This window comes from Arsukibacterium indicum, assembly GCF_019100565.1.
In the GTDB taxonomy this organism is placed as follows: domain Bacteria; phylum Pseudomonadota; class Gammaproteobacteria; order Enterobacterales; family Alteromonadaceae; genus Alishewanella; species Alishewanella indicum.
In genome coordinates this window covers 90,701-109,236 of record NZ_JAHRID010000006.1, presented here as the reverse complement: position 1 = coordinate 109,236, position 18,536 = coordinate 90,701, and the positions used below count along the sequence as shown (strand labels likewise).

The 18,536-nt window shown below is 50.4% G+C and carries 15 protein-coding genes; 8 read left to right on the top strand and 7 right to left on the bottom strand.

Going from position 1 to position 18,536, the window contains the following annotated elements:
* Window positions 1-9: 9 nt before the first annotated feature.
* From hslV to priA, 3 genes are all read right to left on the bottom strand, one after another.
* The gene (gene hslV, locus KQY15_RS13325) at window positions 10-528 is read right to left on the bottom strand and encodes an ATP-dependent protease subunit HslV (protein WP_217669949.1); all 519 of its coding nucleotides are present in this window, start codon (window positions 526-528) and stop codon (window positions 10-12) included.
* Window positions 529-587: 59 nt separating this feature from the next.
* Window positions 588-1,043 (bottom strand): SPOR domain-containing protein, encoded by a 456-nt coding sequence (locus tag KQY15_RS13320; RefSeq protein WP_254795706.1) that lies wholly within the window; start codon window positions 1,041-1,043, stop codon window positions 588-590.
* A gap of 222 nt (window positions 1,044-1,265) precedes the next feature.
* Complete coding sequence (gene priA / locus KQY15_RS13315; protein ID WP_217669945.1) at window positions 1,266-3,440, bottom strand: primosomal protein N'; 2,175 nt, start codon at window positions 3,438-3,440, stop codon at window positions 1,266-1,268.
* A 203-nt stretch (window positions 3,441-3,643) separates the two neighbouring features.
* Here priA and rpmE point away from each other — a divergent pair, with 203 nt between their 5' ends.
* A complete protein-coding gene (gene rpmE / locus KQY15_RS13310) occupies window positions 3,644-3,856 on the top strand; it encodes a 50S ribosomal protein L31 (RefSeq protein ID WP_019675731.1) in 213 nt (70 codons plus the stop codon).
* A gap of 64 nt (window positions 3,857-3,920) precedes the next feature.
* Here the strand turns inward: rpmE and KQY15_RS13305 are convergent, their stop codons facing one another.
* Entirely contained in the window at window positions 3,921-4,826 is a 906-nt protein-coding gene (locus KQY15_RS13305) for a tetratricopeptide repeat protein (protein ID WP_254795705.1), read from the bottom strand.
* A 568-nt stretch (window positions 4,827-5,394) separates the two neighbouring features.
* On the opposite strand from KQY15_RS13305, the gene KQY15_RS13300 reads away from it, so the two are divergent.
* A complete protein-coding gene (locus tag KQY15_RS13300) occupies window positions 5,395-6,636 on the top strand; it encodes a malic enzyme-like NAD(P)-binding protein (protein WP_217669943.1) in 1,242 nt (413 codons plus the stop codon).
* A 27-nt stretch (window positions 6,637-6,663) separates the two neighbouring features.
* On the opposite strand, the gene KQY15_RS13295 is transcribed toward KQY15_RS13300, so the two are convergent.
* Together KQY15_RS13295 and KQY15_RS13290 are read right to left on the bottom strand one after the other, a co-directional pair.
* A complete protein-coding gene (locus tag KQY15_RS13295) occupies window positions 6,664-7,476 on the bottom strand; it encodes an SDR family oxidoreductase (protein ID WP_217669941.1) in 813 nt (270 codons plus the stop codon).
* Between the two features lie 45 nt (window positions 7,477-7,521).
* Complete coding sequence (locus KQY15_RS13290; RefSeq protein ID WP_217669939.1) at window positions 7,522-8,286, bottom strand: hypothetical protein; 765 nt, start codon at window positions 8,284-8,286, stop codon at window positions 7,522-7,524.
* A gap of 129 nt (window positions 8,287-8,415) precedes the next feature.
* Between KQY15_RS13290 and KQY15_RS13285 the strand changes: the two genes are divergently transcribed.
* On the top strand, window positions 8,416-9,558 hold the full coding sequence (locus tag KQY15_RS13285; protein ID WP_217669937.1) for a sensor histidine kinase: 1,143 nt from the start codon (window positions 8,416-8,418) through the stop codon (window positions 9,556-9,558).
* The gene (locus KQY15_RS13280) at window positions 9,551-10,198 is read left to right on the top strand and encodes a response regulator (RefSeq protein WP_217669935.1); all 648 of its coding nucleotides are present in this window, start codon (window positions 9,551-9,553) and stop codon (window positions 10,196-10,198) included. The genes KQY15_RS13285 and KQY15_RS13280 overlap by 8 nt, the downstream gene beginning before the upstream one ends.
* Before the next feature lie 96 nt (window positions 10,199-10,294).
* Here the strand turns inward: KQY15_RS13280 and metJ are convergent, their stop codons facing one another.
* Entirely contained in the window at window positions 10,295-10,630 is a 336-nt protein-coding gene (metJ, locus tag KQY15_RS13275) for a met regulon transcriptional regulator MetJ (RefSeq protein WP_046556823.1), read from the bottom strand.
* 195 nt (window positions 10,631-10,825) lie between these two features.
* Here metJ and metB point away from each other — a divergent pair, with 195 nt between their 5' ends.
* The 4 genes from metB to KQY15_RS13255 all read left to right on the top strand — a co-directional run bounded on the left by metB (window position 10,826) and on the right by KQY15_RS13255 (window position 18,414).
* Window positions 10,826-12,100 carry a cystathionine gamma-synthase gene (gene metB / locus KQY15_RS13270; protein ID WP_217669933.1) on the top strand — a complete coding sequence of 425 codons (1,275 nt, stop codon included), beginning with the start codon at window positions 10,826-10,828 and terminating at the stop codon, window positions 12,098-12,100.
* An 8-nt stretch (window positions 12,101-12,108) separates the two neighbouring features.
* Complete coding sequence (gene metL, locus KQY15_RS13265) at window positions 12,109-14,517, top strand: bifunctional aspartate kinase/homoserine dehydrogenase II (RefSeq protein WP_217669931.1); 2,409 nt, start codon at window positions 12,109-12,111, stop codon at window positions 14,515-14,517.
* A 25-nt stretch (window positions 14,518-14,542) separates the two neighbouring features.
* Window positions 14,543-15,436, top strand: a complete 894-nt coding sequence (gene metF / locus KQY15_RS13260; RefSeq protein ID WP_217669929.1) for a methylenetetrahydrofolate reductase — start codon at window positions 14,543-14,545, stop codon at window positions 15,434-15,436.
* 89 nt (window positions 15,437-15,525) lie between these two features.
* Window positions 15,526-18,414 carry a ligand-binding sensor domain-containing diguanylate cyclase gene (locus KQY15_RS13255; RefSeq protein WP_217669927.1) on the top strand — a complete coding sequence of 963 codons (2,889 nt, stop codon included), beginning with the start codon at window positions 15,526-15,528 and terminating at the stop codon, window positions 18,412-18,414.
* Window positions 18,415-18,536: the final 122 nt, after the last annotated feature.

Below are 18,536 nucleotides of genomic sequence, written 5' to 3'. Positions count from 1 at the left end.
TTAACCTGCTTAAAGTTGTTCAATGGTGTGTTGCTGGTTGGTGTAAACACAGATATCACCCGCTATTGTTAAGCTTTTTTCAACAATATCCCGGGCACTGAGCTCAGTGTTTTGCAACAGCGCGGTCGCGGCAGCCTGGGCAAAAGGGCCGCCACTGCCAATGGCGATTAAATCCTGCTCCGGTTGAATAACATCACCGTTACCGGTAATGATCAGTGAGCAGGTGGCGTCAGCGACAGCCAACAGAGCCTCAAGTTTGCGCAGCATCCTATCGGTACGCCAGTCTTTGGCAAGTTCTACCGCTGCGCGCATTAAATGCCCCTGATGCAGCTCCAGTTTCGCTTCAAAGCGTTCAAATAGTGTAAATGCATCGGCGGTACCACCGGCAAAGCCGGCCAGTACTTTGTTATTGTAAAGCCGGCGTACCTTACGGGCGTTACCTTTCATTACGGTATTGCCCAGTGACACCTGGCCATCGCCGCCAATGGCAACATGGCCATCGCGACGTACAGAAACTATAGTTGTCATGAATTTTTGCCCTATGGCGAATGAACCTAGGGCTTAAGTGTGGCTGGTGCTGCTGCTTTTCAAGTCCAGTTCCAGATCCGGCAGCCATTGATATTTTGTTGCTGCAAGCGGTTACGGTCTGCTGTTGCTTGTCGCTTCGAATCGTAAGGACCCAACACTACCCTGTACCAGACACCATTGCTGCCCTCGGTGCGCCTGACAGCTGAGGCAAACCCGGCAAAAGCGATTTGGGCCCGCATGGCTTCAGCCTGATCAGCTTGCCTGAACGAGCCGCACTGCATCTGAAATGGTCCCTGTGGTTCGCGCCCGGTTGTGTCTACTTCTACCTGTACTTCTTTGTTTTCCAGCTCTTTTATATACTGGTAGGGCTCAGCAACCGGTTTGGCTGGTAAGTCATCAGCGCCTGATTTGTCGGCCTGCTGGGTATTTTGGCGTACTGCGGGGGTGGTAGAGACAGTATCTGCTGGTTGCTGCTTTAAATACCATAGAAACCAGGCAAAACCGCCCAGTAGCATTGCTGTTACCGTTATCAGTAACCAGGGCCGGCTACTCCGCGTAGCCGCTCTGTTGTTTCCCCTGCGTGCTTTAGCGGCTCCGGGTTTTGCTCTGGGCTTGGGGCGGGCAGTTTTTACGTAATCTTTTTGCGGCATATCGACAGCTTAACAACCTGGCTTAAGAATTCACTGGCGCTATTCTACCTGCTTAGTCTGAAAAAGAAATAAGCAGGGCCGAAGCGGTTAGCTAAGATCGATCGGATCAACATCCAGTTGCCACTTTAGCTGGCGGCTAAGTGGCCAACTTTGCAATGCAATAAGCAGCGTATTCAGTGCCTGATGCAGCAAGGGTCGCTGATTGCTGTACAACTGAAGCTGCCAGCGATATTTGCCGGCGCGTTTTTCCATCGGGCAGCTTAGTGGGCCTAAAAGCTCCAACCCGGGCAGCGTTTTCGCAAGGTCTGCCAGCTCAGTCAGCCATTGCTGACAATGTGCGCTTTGCAGTGCTTCTGCCCGGAACAGCGCCAGATGCTGATAGGGTGGCAATCGGGTGTGTTGACGCTCCAGCAGGGCACTGCGGGCAAAAGACGCGTAACCATTATGAATAATGTCCTGCAATAACACATGTTCGGGGTAATGCGTTTGCAGTAAAACGGTGCCGGGGTTACTGCCCCGGCCGGCCCGGCCTGCAACCTGGGTAAGCAGCTGCCCCAGTTGTTCCGGAGCTCTGAAATCACTGCTGTAAAGTGCCCCGTCAACATCAACAATCACTACCAGCGTAACAAACGGAAAGTGGTGACCTTTAGCCAGCATCTGAGTACCAAGAATAAGCCGTGGCCCGCTTTGGTTGATGCTGTCAAGCGCGCTGGCCAGTGCACCTTTGCGGCGGGTGGTGTCACGATCCAGCCGGGTTATTGCAATATCAGGAAACAACTGCTGTAAATTTTCTTCCAGCTGCTCGGTACCCTGGCCTACAGGGGCCAACCGGGCGCTGCCGCATTGTCCGCATTGGCGCGGTACAGCTTTTATGGCGCCGCAATGATGACATACCAGCTGCCGGCTTTGTTTATGGTAGGTGGTAAATGCGCTGCAGCGGTGGCACTCGGTCAGCCAGCCACATTCCTGGCAGCTAAGGGCTGGTGCAAAACCGCGCCGGTTTAAAAATAACATCACCTGCATGCCCTGCTGCAGCTGCTGCTTAATGTATTGCAGGGTTTGGCTGGCTAAGCCAAACTGCAGTACCTGCTGTTTTAAATCCACCAGCTGATAACGGGGCATAGCCTGGCCAGCTGCCCGGTTGTGCAGGCTAAGATGAACAAAGCGTTGTTGCTGGCAGTTGTAAAGGCTTTCCAGTGAAGGCGTGGCTGAACCCAGTAAAATCGGGCATTGCTCTATTGCTGCCCGTTTTATGGCCAGATCCCGGGCGTGGTAACGAAAACCATCCTGCTGCTTCAGCGACTGATCGTGTTCCTCATCAATAATAATTAAGCCGAGACTGGCAAATGGCAGAAATAACGCAGAGCGGGTACCAATGACAATAGCGGCACTGCCAGCGTGGGTATGCTGCCAGCAATGCAAACGTTCTGTATTTGTCAGATTGGAGTGCCAGCACAGTACCGGAGCCTGAAAACGGCTTTGAAAGCGGGAGAGAGTCTGCGGTGTCAAGCCAATTTCAGGTACGATCACCAATACTTGCCTGCCGGCATCAAGCAATGGAGCAATGGCCTGCAGGTAAACTTCGGTTTTACCTGAGCCGGTTACCCCTTCAAGCAGCAGACTCTGAAAACGGCCGGCAGCATGATTAATTGCGGTTACTGCCAAGGCCTGATCGGCAGTCAGTTGCAGTGCTGGCTGTTTAAGGCCACGCTCGCTGAAGGGCGCAAGTGGCAAGACATCCTTTTCTATCAAGCCTTTTGCTTCGAGTTGCTTTATAGCCGTCTGCGGATGACTGCCGTACAGCTCTGCGGCAGCAACCGGCCCTTGCTGCAGGGCCTGCCAGAGGGCGAGTTGCCGGGCCGAACGTTTAAAATCCGCTGCGGTGGCGCTAGTGCCTGCCGTAGTTAGTTGCCACGCATATTGCTGGTAGTCTGCGAGATCTTTGCCTTCACGCAACAAGGCGGGTAGTGCTGCAGTGAGCACTTCGCCCAGCGGATGATGATAATACTCGGCGGCGAATGTCAGTAACTGTCGCAGGTTTTCGTCTAGCACTGGATCGGCGTCGATAACGCTGATCACTGGTTTTAGCTGAGGAATAGGGTAATGGTCCGGCGGATCAAGTTGCCAGGCCACGCCAATTAATTCGCGTTTGCCAAAAGGAACCCGCACTCTGCAGCCAATCTGGATCTGCTGGCCACTGCTGAGCAAATAATCAAAGTGTTGGCGCAATGGCAGCGGCAGAGCAACGCGGATAACTGACAAGGTTAACGTCCTTCAGGTTAGATAGTGCATAGTGTAAGGTGCCCTCTGGCTGCTGCCAAGTAAAACAAAGTTGCAAATAAGCCTGTTGGATAGTTGCAACTTTGCTGGCTATCAATTAAGCTACGCGCCCTTAATTAACTGTAATTACGTATGGTGTCTGGCACATGATGACCAGATAGCGATACGGCCTAACGAGGTAACCCATGAAACCAGGTATTCACCCAGAATATAAAGAAATTACTGCAACCTGTACTTGCGGTAACAGCTTCAAAACCCATTCTGCACTGTGTAAAGATATTCACTTGGACGTATGTTCAAGCTGCCACCCGTTCTATACCGGTAAGCAGAAAGTATTAGACGTAGGCGGCCGGGTTGACCGCTTCAAAAAGCGTTTCGCGGTATTGGGCAATCGTTAATTTGCCAGGTAAGTCGCGCATAAAAAAAGCACCTTACGGTGCTTTTTTTATGTCTGTTTCAACTTTACTTAACGCCGGTCAGAACTTCAGTCAGCGAGCTGGCGCCTTTGCCTGGCTTTATCGACGCACAGGCTGAACCGGAATCCTCGCAGCTGACCCCACTGATCCGGCTGCCTATTGAGCGGCGATCATATTTGCCACTGGCATTTAACCGCCGTACCAGACCATCCAGCATGACATTGGCCTCTACTTTCTGGCCACGTACTTCAATCACTTCAATGTCATCAACACTTCTGAATTTGGCTATCAGCTCAGTTTGCTGCTCATCTGCGGCCAGTTCAGTGATCACCTGCTGCAGATAATCGCGTGCTTGCGGGTGCCGAGCCAGCGTTAATGCTTTGTAAAGCTCGCCAGCTCCGGCTAAATCCTGCTCGGTGGCGGTACCGGTTTGCTTTAAGCGAGCCAGCAAAAACATTGCATTCATCAGTTTATTTTCTGCTGCTTTTTCCAGCAGGCTGACGGCTTCGGTTACTTTGGCTTCTTCATCAGTTTGCAAATACAGCACTGCCTGCTGGTACATGGCAGGGGCATACTCACTTTTAACAGCCTGGGCCAGCAGTTTATCTGCCTGCTCAATATCCTGCTCCAGCACAAAACCATTCCGGTGCCAGTCTGACATTAAATAGGTTGCCATGGGGTTGCGATGCCTTACCCCCAGCTTAATAAAACGTGCTGCCTCTTTATGGTCTTGTTCCAGACCATCGCCAGAGGCATAGGCCATGGCTACAAATGCTGCTGCGTCACCACTGCCGGCACGGGCCAGCTTGATTAGCCGGCGCATCTCATTCTCGCACTGCTCGCCACTGCACACCTTGTTATCCGTTGACGCTAAAACGGGCGGAGCACCTACTCCGGCCAGTGTCAGTGTTAGGCTCAGTGCCAGGGCACTGACTATCCGTGTTACCTGCATGATGTTTCTCCCGGGTGCATAACAGATTAATGTTTACAAAAAATTTATATCGCAATGATCGACCACCCGCTCGGCAGGGTCAAGACAATAGGAACAGCAAACTGTAAACAAATGTATTAGCGACATGCTTAACCGGCAGAAATAAACAGAAATACCTGGTCGTTTTTTAGCCAAATAGTCAGTATTACTAAAAAAAATAGTTTGATTTCCGGCATTTAGCTGAATATGCAGTTGAGCAAAGTGGTTTTAGATGGCTATACGCCTGAAATGCAGGGGTTTTAAGCAGAAATACCTGGCAACATTTGCTGATAGTTAGTCACATTAAACGCAATCTTAAGCAGCATGCCTGGCAATTATCAACCGGATTATTGTGGAAAATCCCTTTTTTAGGTAATTCTGACCAGGTCTCAGGCTTGGCGATTGCATCTGAAGTTGCTATAACACCTGGTAATAAAACTAAAGTGGTATGGTCAGTAAGGTGCAGTTGCGCTGGTAAGATCATGCTGTTGCCGTCGCACTACAATAATAATCAGAAGTTACCCTCACTCATTAAACGCAGGAAAACAAGATGTCAGATTTCAGAGAGCAGGCACTGCGGTACCATGCAGAGCCGACCCCGGGCAAAATTAGTATTGAAATCAGTAAACCCGCAGAAACAGTGAAAGATTTAGCCCTGGCATACAGCCCTGGCGTAGCTGAGCCGGTACGGGAGATAGCCGCTGACGTCGACAATGTTTATAAATATACTGCCAAAGGCAATCTGGTGGCGGTTATTACCAATGGCACGGCGATTCTTGGCTTAGGTAATCTGGGACCAATGGCGTCAAAACCTGTAATGGAAGGCAAAGCGTTGCTGTTTAAACGTTTTGCTAATCTGGACTCTATCGATATTGAAGTCAGCCACCGCACCACAGAAGAGTTTATCAATACAGTGGCAAATATCGCTGATACCTTTGGTGGTATTAATCTGGAAGATATTAAAGCACCGGAATGTTTTGAAATAGAAAAAGAGTTGATTAAGCGCTGTAAAATACCGGTGTTTCATGACGATCAGCATGGTACCGCTATTGTTACTGCTGCAGGTATGCTGAACGCGCTGGAAATTCAGGGTAAAGATATCAGCAAAGCGATCATTGTCTGTATGGGGGCTGGCGCTGCGGCTATCGCCTGTATGGAGTTGCTGATTAAATGTGGTGCGCAGCGCGAGCATATTTATATGTTGGACACAAAAGGGGTTATTCATACCAGGCGTGATGATCTGAACCAATATAAATTACTTTTTGCTAATAATACTGATAAACGAACGCTGGAAGATGCGTTAAAAGGCGCAGATGTATTTGTTGGTGTCTCGGGGCCCGATGTACTGCCGCCTGAAGCACTGCAGTTAATGGCAGCGAATCCGGTAATTTTTGCCTGCTCCAATCCTGATCCGGAAATTAAACCAGAGCTGGCGCACGCAGCCCGCAAAGATCTGATTATGGCAACCGGCCGCTCAGATTACCCGAATCAGGTGAATAATGTACTGTGTTTTCCGTTCATATTCCGCGGTGCACTTGATGTGCGGGCCAGTGTTATTAATGATGAAATGAAAATTGCCGCAGTTAATGCTATTCGCGCCATAGCCAAAGAGCCGGTGCCTGCTGACGTGCTAAAAGCTGCTGACATTGATAAGCTGGAATTTGGTAAAGCGTATATTATACCTAAGCCAATGGATCCAAGGCTGTTACCACGAGTAGCCCGGGCAGTAGCAGAAGCAGCTATTGAGTCTGGGGTAGCCCGGATCGATTTGCCTGACAACTATTATCAATAACGTTAATTCCGGAAGCAAGGTTGATGTTTAACGAACTTTGCTTTTTCGGATCATCTTATAAAGTAGTTCCGGTGACAGTCGCGATACCCATGCAGCCAGCCGCTCTTTCGTGCCGCCAATAACAATGTAATTTTTACCTTTCAGTAAGGCTTTTACTGCTTGTTCGGCAAACTGTGCTGCGCTCATCGCATTCGCCTGAGCAGCGTCCATCTCGCCCAATGGCAGGCCGTCACCGGTCAGGGCGTTTAATGACACATCGGTTTTTACAAAGCCCGGGAAAACAGTGGCAACTGTAAGCCCCTGAGCAAATAGCTCAGCACGCAAGCTGTTGGCCCACAAATGCAATGCTGCTTTGGCGGCCGAATAACTGCCACGGTACTGAGTACCCACTAACCCGGCAACAGATGAAACAAAAACTGCTTTACCGCCACCGTCTGCCAGCAACAATGGTAAGCATTGGCGGGTTAAGTTAATCTGGCCAAAATAATCTACTTCAAATAATTTTCGTTCAGTCTCCAGCGAAGTGTCTGTAATTAGCGCGCGCTGACTGATACCTGCGTTATTTATCAGCCAGTCGAGGCCACCAATTTTTTCGGAAATAGTTGCAACTGCGTCAGTTATCGCCTGACTGTCGGTAATATCCAACGGTAGAATCAGATGTGAGGATGCATTAGCCAGACTGGCACGAACCCGCTCCAGTTCTGCCTGGCGGCGGGCGCTTAAAATCAGCCGGGCGCCAGCTGCGGCCAGCTCTCGGGCCATTGCCTCGCCAATGCCGCCAGAGGCGCCGGTGATCCAGATAACTTTATTGTGAAGTGCCGGGTGTGTGATGTTCGTCATGTGGTACTGTCCTGTGCCAAGGCTACACAGGACAGTAAGCCAGCTTTAGCCTTGTTGTAAAGCCTTGTTATGCTGAACTTTATATTTACGCTGGTAATAACCTTTCATCGCGATTAACACAGTGACGCCGATAACTGGTGCCGCCAGCCAGCTGACCAGTTGCCATTCGCCCGGTAGCCATTGCGAGAGTACCCGTCTGCCGCCAGCAGCAAAAAAGGCGGTGTATACTGCAATGCCGGCGCCAACCATGGAGCCGAAGTGTTCAATAATCCAGGCCCGGGGTGCAACTGTTGCACGGTAGACATACAGGCAAATGGTTGTTGCCGTTATCAAGCTGACCACTGCAAATATGATCAGTAAGGGCATGCCGGTATCTATGCCCTGCCAGCCAACAAATACTGCGGCAGGAAACATTAGTAATACCGGAGCCTGATATTGCCAGCTGCGCAGCATAGCGCGGTTAGCTTTGGCACGGAGCACACCTATCGCATGGCGAACCGTTACCCAGGTCAGCAAACTAAGCAGCAGTAGAAAATAAGTGAACGGGATCCGCCAGAGCATAATGCTGTCAATCTGGGCGCTGCTCAGCTGTTTGCTGTTTATATAAATACCGACTGGATCCGATAGCCCGATCAGACTCATGATGATACCGGAACCCGAGACAACCAGCATAACAGTGTAAAACACCTTGCCGGCCACTATATGCAGCTTTCCCCCTTTGCGAGCGAAGATGGGTAGCCAGAATACCATTAGCGCGATAGCGCCTAAAAAGATGTGCATATATAACAACGTAGTGTGGATCGCTAACATGATAAGCCTCCTTGGTTTATACGGAGAGCTTAAACCTGTGACGTAGTAATCGCAGGTGCCATAAGTCAGGATTTTCCAATATGACTTCTGGCCTATTGCAGTTATCTCGCGACATCGCATAATAACTCAATGAAGAGAAAAATTGATTTTGCCAGTTTGGCCGGTTTATTAACCTGGCTCATGGTTTATGGCATTACCCTGTATATTCTGCAGAAAACAGTTCCGGCGCAGGGAGCAGTGCTACTGCATGCCCTGTTTTCAGGATATGGCTCTGTGTTCTGGCTGCTAACCCGGGAGCAAGGGCCCTTTACATTAAGGGGCCGCTATGGGCCCTGGTTATTGGCGCTGCAGCTGCTGTTAGCGTTTGCGCTGCAGTGGCTGCTGCCGGAGCGAAACTTTGAATTTTTGGCTATTTTAACCATTATCTGGGCAGCCATGCTGCCGTTTGTGCTGAGAACCGGCCAGGCGATGCTGCTGACAATTCTGGTAGTGGCACTTTGGCATCTGATGATTGCCTGGCAAACCGGTAGCAGCGTCTGGATCACCGCATTGCTTTACGGCTGTTTTCATCTGTTTGCAGTGTTGGTGCAAAGTGCCAGCCGGGATGCTGAAGCCGCCAAAGAAGAGCTGGAGCAAAAGCATCAACAGTTACTGGCAACCCAGCAATTGCTGCAAGCAGCGTCCCGGCAAAGTGAGCGCACCCGGATTGCCCGCAATCTGCATGATTTGGTTGGTCACCATTTAACGGCATTGACAATTCAGTTGCAGGTAGCAAGCCACTTAAGCGGTGGAGATGCAAAAGTGCAGGTGGATCAGTGCCATAAGCTGGCAAAATTGTTATTAGCCGATGTTAGGGAAGCGGTAAGTACCATGCGTCAGTACGCAGACGTCAGCTTACAGGATGCAGTAACTTCACTAACCCGATTACTACCGGAGCAGCTGGCCGTCAAACTGCAGATCCCGGCGGATATTATGCTTAATGATCTAAGCCAGGCCCAACATCTGTTGTGTATTATTCAGGAAGCCTTGAGCAACAGTTTAAAACACAGTGGCGCCAGTACCGTAAATATCGAAGCTGGCGTAGCAAAGGGGCAGTTGCAATTAGTTATTTATGACAATGGTGTTCTGATGCCACATTGGCAGCCGGGTAATGGTATTACCGGTATGCGGGAACGCTTAGCAGAGTGCGATGGCACGCTTGAGCTCACTACCCGGGAGCGGGCAATGCAGCTGCACATCATTTTGCCTTACAAAGAGAGTGACAATGCATAAGGTATTGCTGGTTGATGATCAGAAACTGATCCGGGATGGCATTAAAAGCCTGCTTGGTATTTCAGGCAAAGCAGAAGTCGTGGGTGAGTGTGCAGACGGTTCGGTGGTAGTCGATGCGTGCCAGCAACTGAATCCAGACGTGATTCTGCTGGATTTATCTATGCCGGTAATGAACGGCGTGCAAACGCTGGCTGCTTTAAAACAGGCGGGTATTGTTACCCCGGTGCTTATTCTGACGACCTTTGATGAACATGAACTGGTATTGAAAAGTATTAGCTTTGGTGCGAGGGGCTTTTTATTAAAAGATGTATCACTGGAAACGCTTATCCAGGCCATCGCGACTCTGGCTGAGGGCGGCAGCTGGTTTGCGCCAAATATTACCGAGCGGTTACTGACAAGTGTAAGGGATAGCACCCATGCTGATTTTACTATGCCAACTGAGCTGGAGCCGCTTACTGACAAAGAGCTGGAAATTCTGCAACTGATGGCGGCGGGATACAGCAACAAAGAAATTGCTAATGCACTGTATAAATCTGAGGGAACAGTTAAAAACCAATGCTCTGCTATTCTGGCTAAGCTTGGGGTCCGCGACCGCACCCGGGCTGTTTTGCTGGCGCTGGAGCTGGGGCTTATCAGCTGACAAAGGCTCCCGGTATGCTTTTTTCACACTCACCCGGTGGCATCCCCAATAAAAAAACCGCCATCAGGCGGTTTTCCGGAACCGGACGCAATGGCATTACTCCTCGGTGGTATCTGCTTCAATAATCACCGGAATAGGTTTACCCATGCTGGTCAGAATTTGCCGCACTTCGGTTGGGATCTGATGCGGATTATCTTTCCGTAAGTCTTCGTCAGCAGGCAATGGCTGGCCGGTAAATGCGTGCAAAAACGCTTCACACAACAATTCACTGTTAGTGGCATGGCGCAGGTTATTGACCTGGCGGCGGGTGCGCTCGTCGGTTAATACTTTTAAAACATTCAACGGAATAGAGACGGTAATTTTTTTGACTTGTTCTGACTTTTTACCATGTTCCGCGTAAGGATGGATGTATTCACCATTCCATTTAGCCATAAGGATACCTTAGTTATTTATAATGGTTATTCGTATTTGCTCGCGCAGTTGCCAAATTCTAACTTTTTATCCTGCTATGTCCAATAGTGGGCAACAAATAATCATTATAGACGGCTAAATGGTTTGACATCCAATTTTTGATCGATATACTTTTAGACGTCTAAACATCCAAAAGTAAAAGTCAAAGGTGCCGTTATGTCTCACTCAACTGCTGCAACCATTACCGCCCGGGCCGGCATTGCTCAGGATACGGCGTTTGGCGCGGTCACCCCACCTTTATATTTAACGTCTACTTATGAACTGCCGGCATTTAAACAACCCGGCCAGTATGATTATTCCCGCTCAAACAACCCGACCCGCGATACCCTGGCAGATGCCTTATGTCATTTAGAGCAGGGGGCGCGGGCAATTGTTACCGGTAGTGGTATGTCTGCCTGTTTACTGGCGCTGCAATTACTGGGCCCGGATGATACCCTGCTGATCCCGCATGACTGCTATGGTGGTAGCTATCGGTTATTTACTAATCTGGCACAGCGCAAGCAGGCTTTTAAACTACAAATTGTTAATTTTCAACAACATGACTGGGTAGCAAAAGTCACCGCTGCAAAGCCTGCGATGATTTGGCTGGAAACGCCAAGTAACCCGTTGCTGCAAATTACCGACGTAAAAGCGGTATGCCAGTTGGCCAAAAGCTTACAGGCGAAAGTAGTGGTAGATAACACATTTTTATCGCCGGTCCTGCAACAACCGCTGCGGCTCGGTGCCGATATTGTGGTGCACTCCACTACAAAATACATTAATGGCCACAGTGATATTGTTGGCGGTGTTCTGGTGGCTAACGACCCGGCGATTGGCGATGAGCTTAAATGGTGGGCGAATTGCCTGGGGGTTACCGGGCCGGCGTTTGACAGCTATATGACCCTGCGCGGCCTGCGCACACTGGTACCGCGGCTGCAACTGCAGCAACAGAATACCGCGGAGCTGGTCAGTTTTTTACAACGTCAGCCGCTGGTCAGTAAATTATACTATCCCGGGCTGGTTGATCATCCCGGCCACGCTATAGCTAAAACACAGCAGACAGGGTTTGGTGCCATGTGCAGTTTTGATTTGGCTGCCCCAGCTGAAGCGTTACCGGTGTTTTTTGCCAGTCTGCGGTTATTTACCCTTGCTCAGTCATTAGGGGGAATTGAAAGCCTGATTTGCCATCCGGGAACCATGACTCATGCCTCAATGGATGCTGCCGCCCAGCAGACTGCTGGTATCGGCCCAACGTTAATCCGGTTGTCGGTGGGAATTGAAGCCGCGGCAGACCTGATTGCCGATTTACAAACAGGCTTTAATGCCGTGGCAAACTGGCTGGCAACCACGCCAGTTAGCAATAACAGCGAACGCCTTGCCAGTGGCAGGGCAGATAATCGGGCAGCCGACCAGCAATTCAGGCTAAATCCCGCTCTCACTGCATTCTGGTAGCAATGAAAATGAGTCAGCAATTAGCAGCAACATCCCCCCGGAACCTGATCAGCGTTCATAAATTCGGTGGCAGCAGTCTGGCCAGCACCGCCCGTTTTCAGGCGGTTACCAGGCTGGTAAAGCAACAGCAGGGACAGCCCTGGGTAGTGGTATCAGCGCCAGGTGATACCACCGACGAGTTGCTGGCAATTATCAGCAGCTATCAGCAACAAGGGGAAAGCAGTGTATTAATCGCGCAACTGCAGGCTAGGTTACTGCAACTTATCAGCGCCAGCTTATCCGGGCCCGCCACTGGCCGGGTGCTTGCAACAGTGCAGTACTGGTTTTCCCAAATACCTGCCTGGCTGGCCAGGCAACAGAACAACGAAGTGCTGGCAATTGGTGAGTTACTATCGGCCACGCTACTGGCAGCAATGTTGACGGAACAGGGCAAGCCAGCTGTTGCAGTTGATGCCCGGCAGTTTCTGCGCTTTAACGACGTTGAACCTGACTGGCAACACAGCTCAGCCTTGCTAAAAAAGGTAACAGAAACAACGGCGTCTTCCGGTACCAGTGCAAATGTCATACATGTTGTTACCGGCTACATTGGTAAAAATCAACAGGGCGACAGCATCACCCTTGGCCGCAACGGCAGTGATTACAGCGCAACCCTGCTGGCTGCGCTGTTAGCTGCAGACAGCGTCAGTATCTGGACAGATGTAAAAGCCATTTACAGCGCTGACCCGCGAAAATGTGCCAGCGCCATACCTTATGCCAGAGTGAATGTTCGTCAGGCATGTCAGCTGGCGGCACTGGGTAATCCGGTACTGCATGCCCGTACGCTGGCGCCGCTGACTGGCAGTCGCACCAGTTTACTAGTGCGCAGCGCATTGCAGCCGGAGCATGAAGGCTGTGAAGTTGTACCAACGGCAGCTAACCAGGCGTTTTTAACCAGTTTAGCGCAGGTGCGGTTAGTATCGCTGGCCCGTCGTCCGCAAATAAGTGCAGTGGCGCTGGCTGAGCAGTTACAAGTCCCGGTTGTGGTGCTACCGCAGCAGGATAACGGCACCGATGAAACCAGCCAGCGCTGGCTTATTCCAGCTTCAGCCTGGACCGTGGCTGCGGCATTGTTGCAACAGCACGGTAGTCATCCGCTGACAGATACCTCTGATTACTATGCACTGGTATGGCTTAAAGGCAGGGCCAGGCAGCAGGTAAATTCTGAGTTGTCTGAGTTATTACAGCAACTGGATATCCAGCACTTTTATGAAAATGATCAACTGGCCGTCTGGCTGTTTAAACAGGAGTTAACAGTGACTGAGTTAAATCAGGTTCATCAGCATTGTGTTGCCACTAAGCCTCGTTTGCAATTACTGGTGGCCGGCACCGGTAATGTTGGCGCTGAGTTTTTGCAGATGCTGTCTAAACAGCAGGCTGCACTTAGCAGTGAGATTAAGCTGACGCTGGCAGGGGTGTTTAATTCGCGCCGGGCGTTATTAGGTGAAGCGCTTAATCCGGCAAAATGGCAGGACCAGCTGGCCTGCGCCGACAGCTATTCAGCTACTGAGCTGCTGACATATATCCGGCAATTGCCAGGCCCTAAAGTCTTGGTCGACATTACACCCAGTCAGCAGTTTGCCCGACAATATCCGGATTTTATTAAAGCGGGCTGCCATATTATCAGTGCCAATAAACAGGGGGTAACGCTGCCTCTTGCAGAATATAACGCTATCAGAGCAGAGTTAAAGCATCATCAGCTGAGCTGGCGTAGCAATACCACAGTTGGCGCCGGTATTCCGGTGCAGCAGGTAATACAGACCCTGCAGCAAAGCGGCGATAGTATTAAGAAAATCAGCGGTATTTTTTCAGGCACACTTTCCTGGTTGTTATGCAAGTTTGATGGTAGTCAACCGTTTTCCGGTTTGCTGGCTGAAGCAACAGAGCTGGGTTTAACCGAGCCTGATCCGCGGGACGATTTATCAGGTAAGGATGTACAGCGTAAGTTACTGGTGCTGGCACGTGAGCTTGGGTTAAATCTGGAGTTGGAGCAAATCAGGTTGCAGCCGTTAATGCCTGAGGCACTTGCTGCCGGCAGCTGGCCTGAAGCATGGCAGCAACGTGGGCTGCTTGATGACATGCTGGCAAAAGCCTGGGCCAATGCCAATGCTGCGGGTAAGGTACTGCGCTATGCGGCCAGTTTAACCCTTGACAGTGAAGGGGTCACAGCTGAGGTAACCTTACTGCAGGTGGCCGCTGATGAGCCGCTGGCGGCGCTGACTCCCTGTGACAATATTTTTGTGATTGAAAGCCAGTGGTATTGTGATAACCCATTGGTATTAAAAGGCCCGGGAGCTGGCAGACAGGTAACTGCCGGTGGTATTCATGCTGATGTGGCGCAGTTGTGTCAGCAGCTTATTTTAACCGGCGTAAGCCACTAAGTACGTTGATTTAACGAGAATAATTATGGCCTTTGCTAACGCTCAATATCTGGATTCTATTAACCGCAACCTGAATGATGTGCAGGGTAAAGTTAATGTAAGCTTTGAATTTTTTCCGCCAAAAACTGCGCAAATGGAGCAAACCCTGTGGCAGTCAATAGAAAGGCTTGCGCCGCTGGCGCCGTCGTTTGTATCAGTAACTTATGGCGCGAACTCGGGTGAGCGCGATCGTACTCACGATATTATCAAGTCAATTAAGCAGCGCACCGGCTTAATTGCGGCACCTCATTTAACCTGTGTTGACGCCACTAAACAGCAACTAATAGATATTGCAGGCGATTACTGGCAAAACGGTATAAGGCATATAGTAGCATTACGGGGCGATTTACCGCCAGGCAGTACAGCCGTGCCAGAATTGTATGCCGCTGATCTGGTTGAAATTTTACGTTCAGTAGCTGATTTTGATATTTCAGTTGCTGCTTACCCTGAAGTGCACCCGCAGGCACCGAACGCCCAGTTCGATTTATTAAACCTGAAACGTAAAGTCGACGCCGGAGCCTCAAGGGCAATTACGCAGTTCTTTTTTGATAGTGAAAAGTTTCTGCGTTACCGGGACCGCTGTGCCGCAATCGGTATTGATGTTGATATTATTCCGGGTATTTTGCCGGTAACAAATTTTCAGCAATTGCAAAAGTTTGCCGGCCTCACCAACGTAGCGATCCCGGGCTGGATGAATAAAGCTTATCAGGGGCTGGATAACGACCCGGTTACCCGTAACCTGGTCGGGGCAAATATTGCGATGGAGATGGTTAAAGTGTTAAGCCGCGAGGGGGTTGATCAGTTTCACTTTTATACCCTTAACCGCAGTGAGTTAAGCTACGCAATATGTCATTTGCTTGGGGCCCGGCCAGTACTTTAGCCTTTGCTGATTAGTGAGGCTTCCCAAGTAAAGGCAAAAACGGTAATCTTGCTGGATCAAGTTCAGTTTTCTTGAAACAGGGATTGGCCATGCCGTTGTTAACTGTTTGCCGAAAAGCTGCTGTCAGCCTGTTGTGGCTGCTAAGTGGCATGCTGGTTGCTCCCGCAGGCGCAGCAGACAATGATATTGTCAGTCTTGACAGCTACTTCAGTGAACGCTGGAGTACCGTTGATGGTTTACCTCATAACACCGTGAATGCCATTGCCCAGACACCTGACGGCTACCTGTGGTTCGCTACCTGGGAGGGAGTTGCCCGCTTTAATGGTCGCCGCTTCGATATTTTTGAGCGTAGCGAACGAACCGGGCTACCTGACTCCGGCATTCGTTCCTTATATGTTGCTGCGAATGGCGATTTGCTGGTAGCCGGTTCACGTGGCGGTATCGCGAGGGTAAATGGTCAGCAATGGCAAAGCTATCCTCCGCTTGGCGTCTTGATTAATAAAGTGTTGGTAGACAGTCAGCAAAGACTATGGCTGGCTACTGAAGGTGAAGGCGTTGTTGTGCAAACTCCGGATGGCCGGCGGCGTCAATTTACCGAAGACAACGGTTTACCGGCCAATGCAGCGCACAGCATTTTTGAAGACCACCTTGGCCAGATTTGGGTGGGCACGATGGCGGGCCTGGCGTTAATTGACAACTCACTGACACTTAGCCGCCCGTTATCTTCGCAGCTCACTGCGCCTGTTTTTGCGCTGGCAGCCGACAGCCAGCAGCAGCTGCTGATTGGCACAGAGCGGGGCTTGTTTCAACTTGATCAACAACAGCAATTAACTGAGTTACTGGCGGGTGTGCCTGTTGCAACATTATTAGCAGAGACGTCGGGAGAGTTATGGATAGGTACCGTAGACCGCGGTTTATTGCGACTTTATGGCAACAAGGTAGAGCAGCTTAGCATAGAGCAGGGCTTACCGAATAACCGGGTTCTGGCACTTTGGCGTGATAAAGAGCGCAGTTTATGGGTAGGCACTAACGGCGGCATGTTCCGGCTGCGTGATGCGCCGTTTACCACCTACAGCAGTGAGCAGGGATTAGCCGATAATTATGTCCGGACAGTAATGTCTGATGGCGCAGCCTGTGTATATGTCGGCAGCAGCAGAGGCCTCGATCACATATGCGACGGGACTATCCGTAACATCGATTTATCCAGTCATGCCAAAGGGCAATCAGTGCTCAGCCTGGCGATGGGGCAGCACCAAAGCTTATGGATTGGTACTTACACTGATGGTTTGTTGCACTATGCCGATGGTAAGGTTATTGCGCACTACAATAGCAAAGATGGCCTGGCAGCAAATGAAGTACGGGCAATTCTACCCCGGGCGGATGGCTCGGTGCTGGTTGGCACAGCGCAAGGATTAACGTTAATTGAAAATGGCCAGTTGAGCACGCCAATCGATGCCGTAGCGCTGCCATCCCCTTTTATTATGGCTTTGCATCAGGCCGCTGATGGCAGGATTTTTATTGGCAGCGGTGCCGGAGTTTCCATTTGGCAGAACGGGGAAGTTTCCCAACTTGATTTCAGTGTATTGGATCAGGCCGAGTATGCTTTTGGTTTTGTAGAAGACCCCGAAGCAGACATTCTCTGGATGACAACTGATCGGGGGCTGGTGGCGTTTAACCTGGTCAGTGGCCAACTTGCCCTGATAGGGCGTAGTCACGGTATGCCGTTTGATAAACTGTTTCAACTGGTTATTGATGAACAACAGCACTTCTGGATTTCCACAAACAGGGGGGTGTTGCGACTGGCAAGGCAGCAAGCACTTGATGTAATTTATGGCCGGCGGGACAACATCAACTACGAGTTGTTTGGTGAAAGTGATGGCATGGCCAGCGCGCAGGCGAATGGCGGTTCATCACCGGCAGCCAGTCTCCATAGTGATGGTTCGGTATGGGTGGCCACCTCTGTAGGAGTCAGCAAAGTTCAACCTGCCAGACTAAGTTCATTTTCAGCGGTCACACCGCCGGTAGTGCTGGAAAAGCTGGTTGCGGATGGCAAACAGTATTTGCCGCAACAACCGGTAGCGCTTGCCGCCGGTATCAGCCGGATAGAATTAGAATATGCTGGCCTTGGTTACATTATGCCGCAGCGTATTCAATACCGGACCAGGCTAGATGGGTTTGAGCGGGACTGGGTGAGCCGGGGTACCCAGGCTAACGTGCAATATACTAACTTAGCGCCAGGCCACTATACCTTTAATGTCGCTGCTTCTTATCCGGACGGTGGCTGGAGCCCTGCTGTCGCAACTGTTTCGTTTACGATAGCCCCGCATCTGTGGCAACGACCGGTCTTTCAGCTGCTTGCCTTATTGTTGTTAGCTGCATTGGTTATTATTACAGTTCGCTGGCGGCTGGCCAGCTTAAAACGCAGTGAACTGAAACTAAAGATGCAGGTAGCGGAAAAAACAGCAGAACTTGCTGCGCTGGCCAGGTTAGATTCGCTCACCGGCCTGGCTAATCGTCGGGCATTCGACGAGGCGATGCAACATGAACTGAAAAGGGCAAAGCGACAACAAGAACCGCTTTGCCTGGCCTTATTGGATATCGATCATTTTAAACAGGTTAACGATAACTGGTCGCACAGCGTTGGCGATGAGGTATTAAAACGGGTGGCGGCAACGTTGCAGCAATATTGTCGTGATATAGACACACTGGCCCGTTGGGGTGGCGAGGAGTTTGTTATTCTGTTACCGGATACTCCCCTGCCACTGGCGCAGGAAGTATGCGACAGGCTTCGTCTGCGCGTATCCGAAACCAGCTTTACCGATGTTGTCCCCGAGCTAACCATTACTCTGAGTATAGGGTTGGCAACGCTTAACCATAAAGATGATGGTAAGCAACTACTTATCGATGCTGACAGGGCATTGTACCGGGCAAAAAACCAGGGGCGTAACACGGTGATAAGTCATGCTGGTCCAGATTAGCTGACCTTTAGAAGAATAAATAAAAATTCACAAAAACAGCATAATTATTGTTGATTCTGCATGTTTGCCGTTCTACACTAGCAACCGTTTTATGCTATAACTTTTAGCTGGTTTTGCAATTG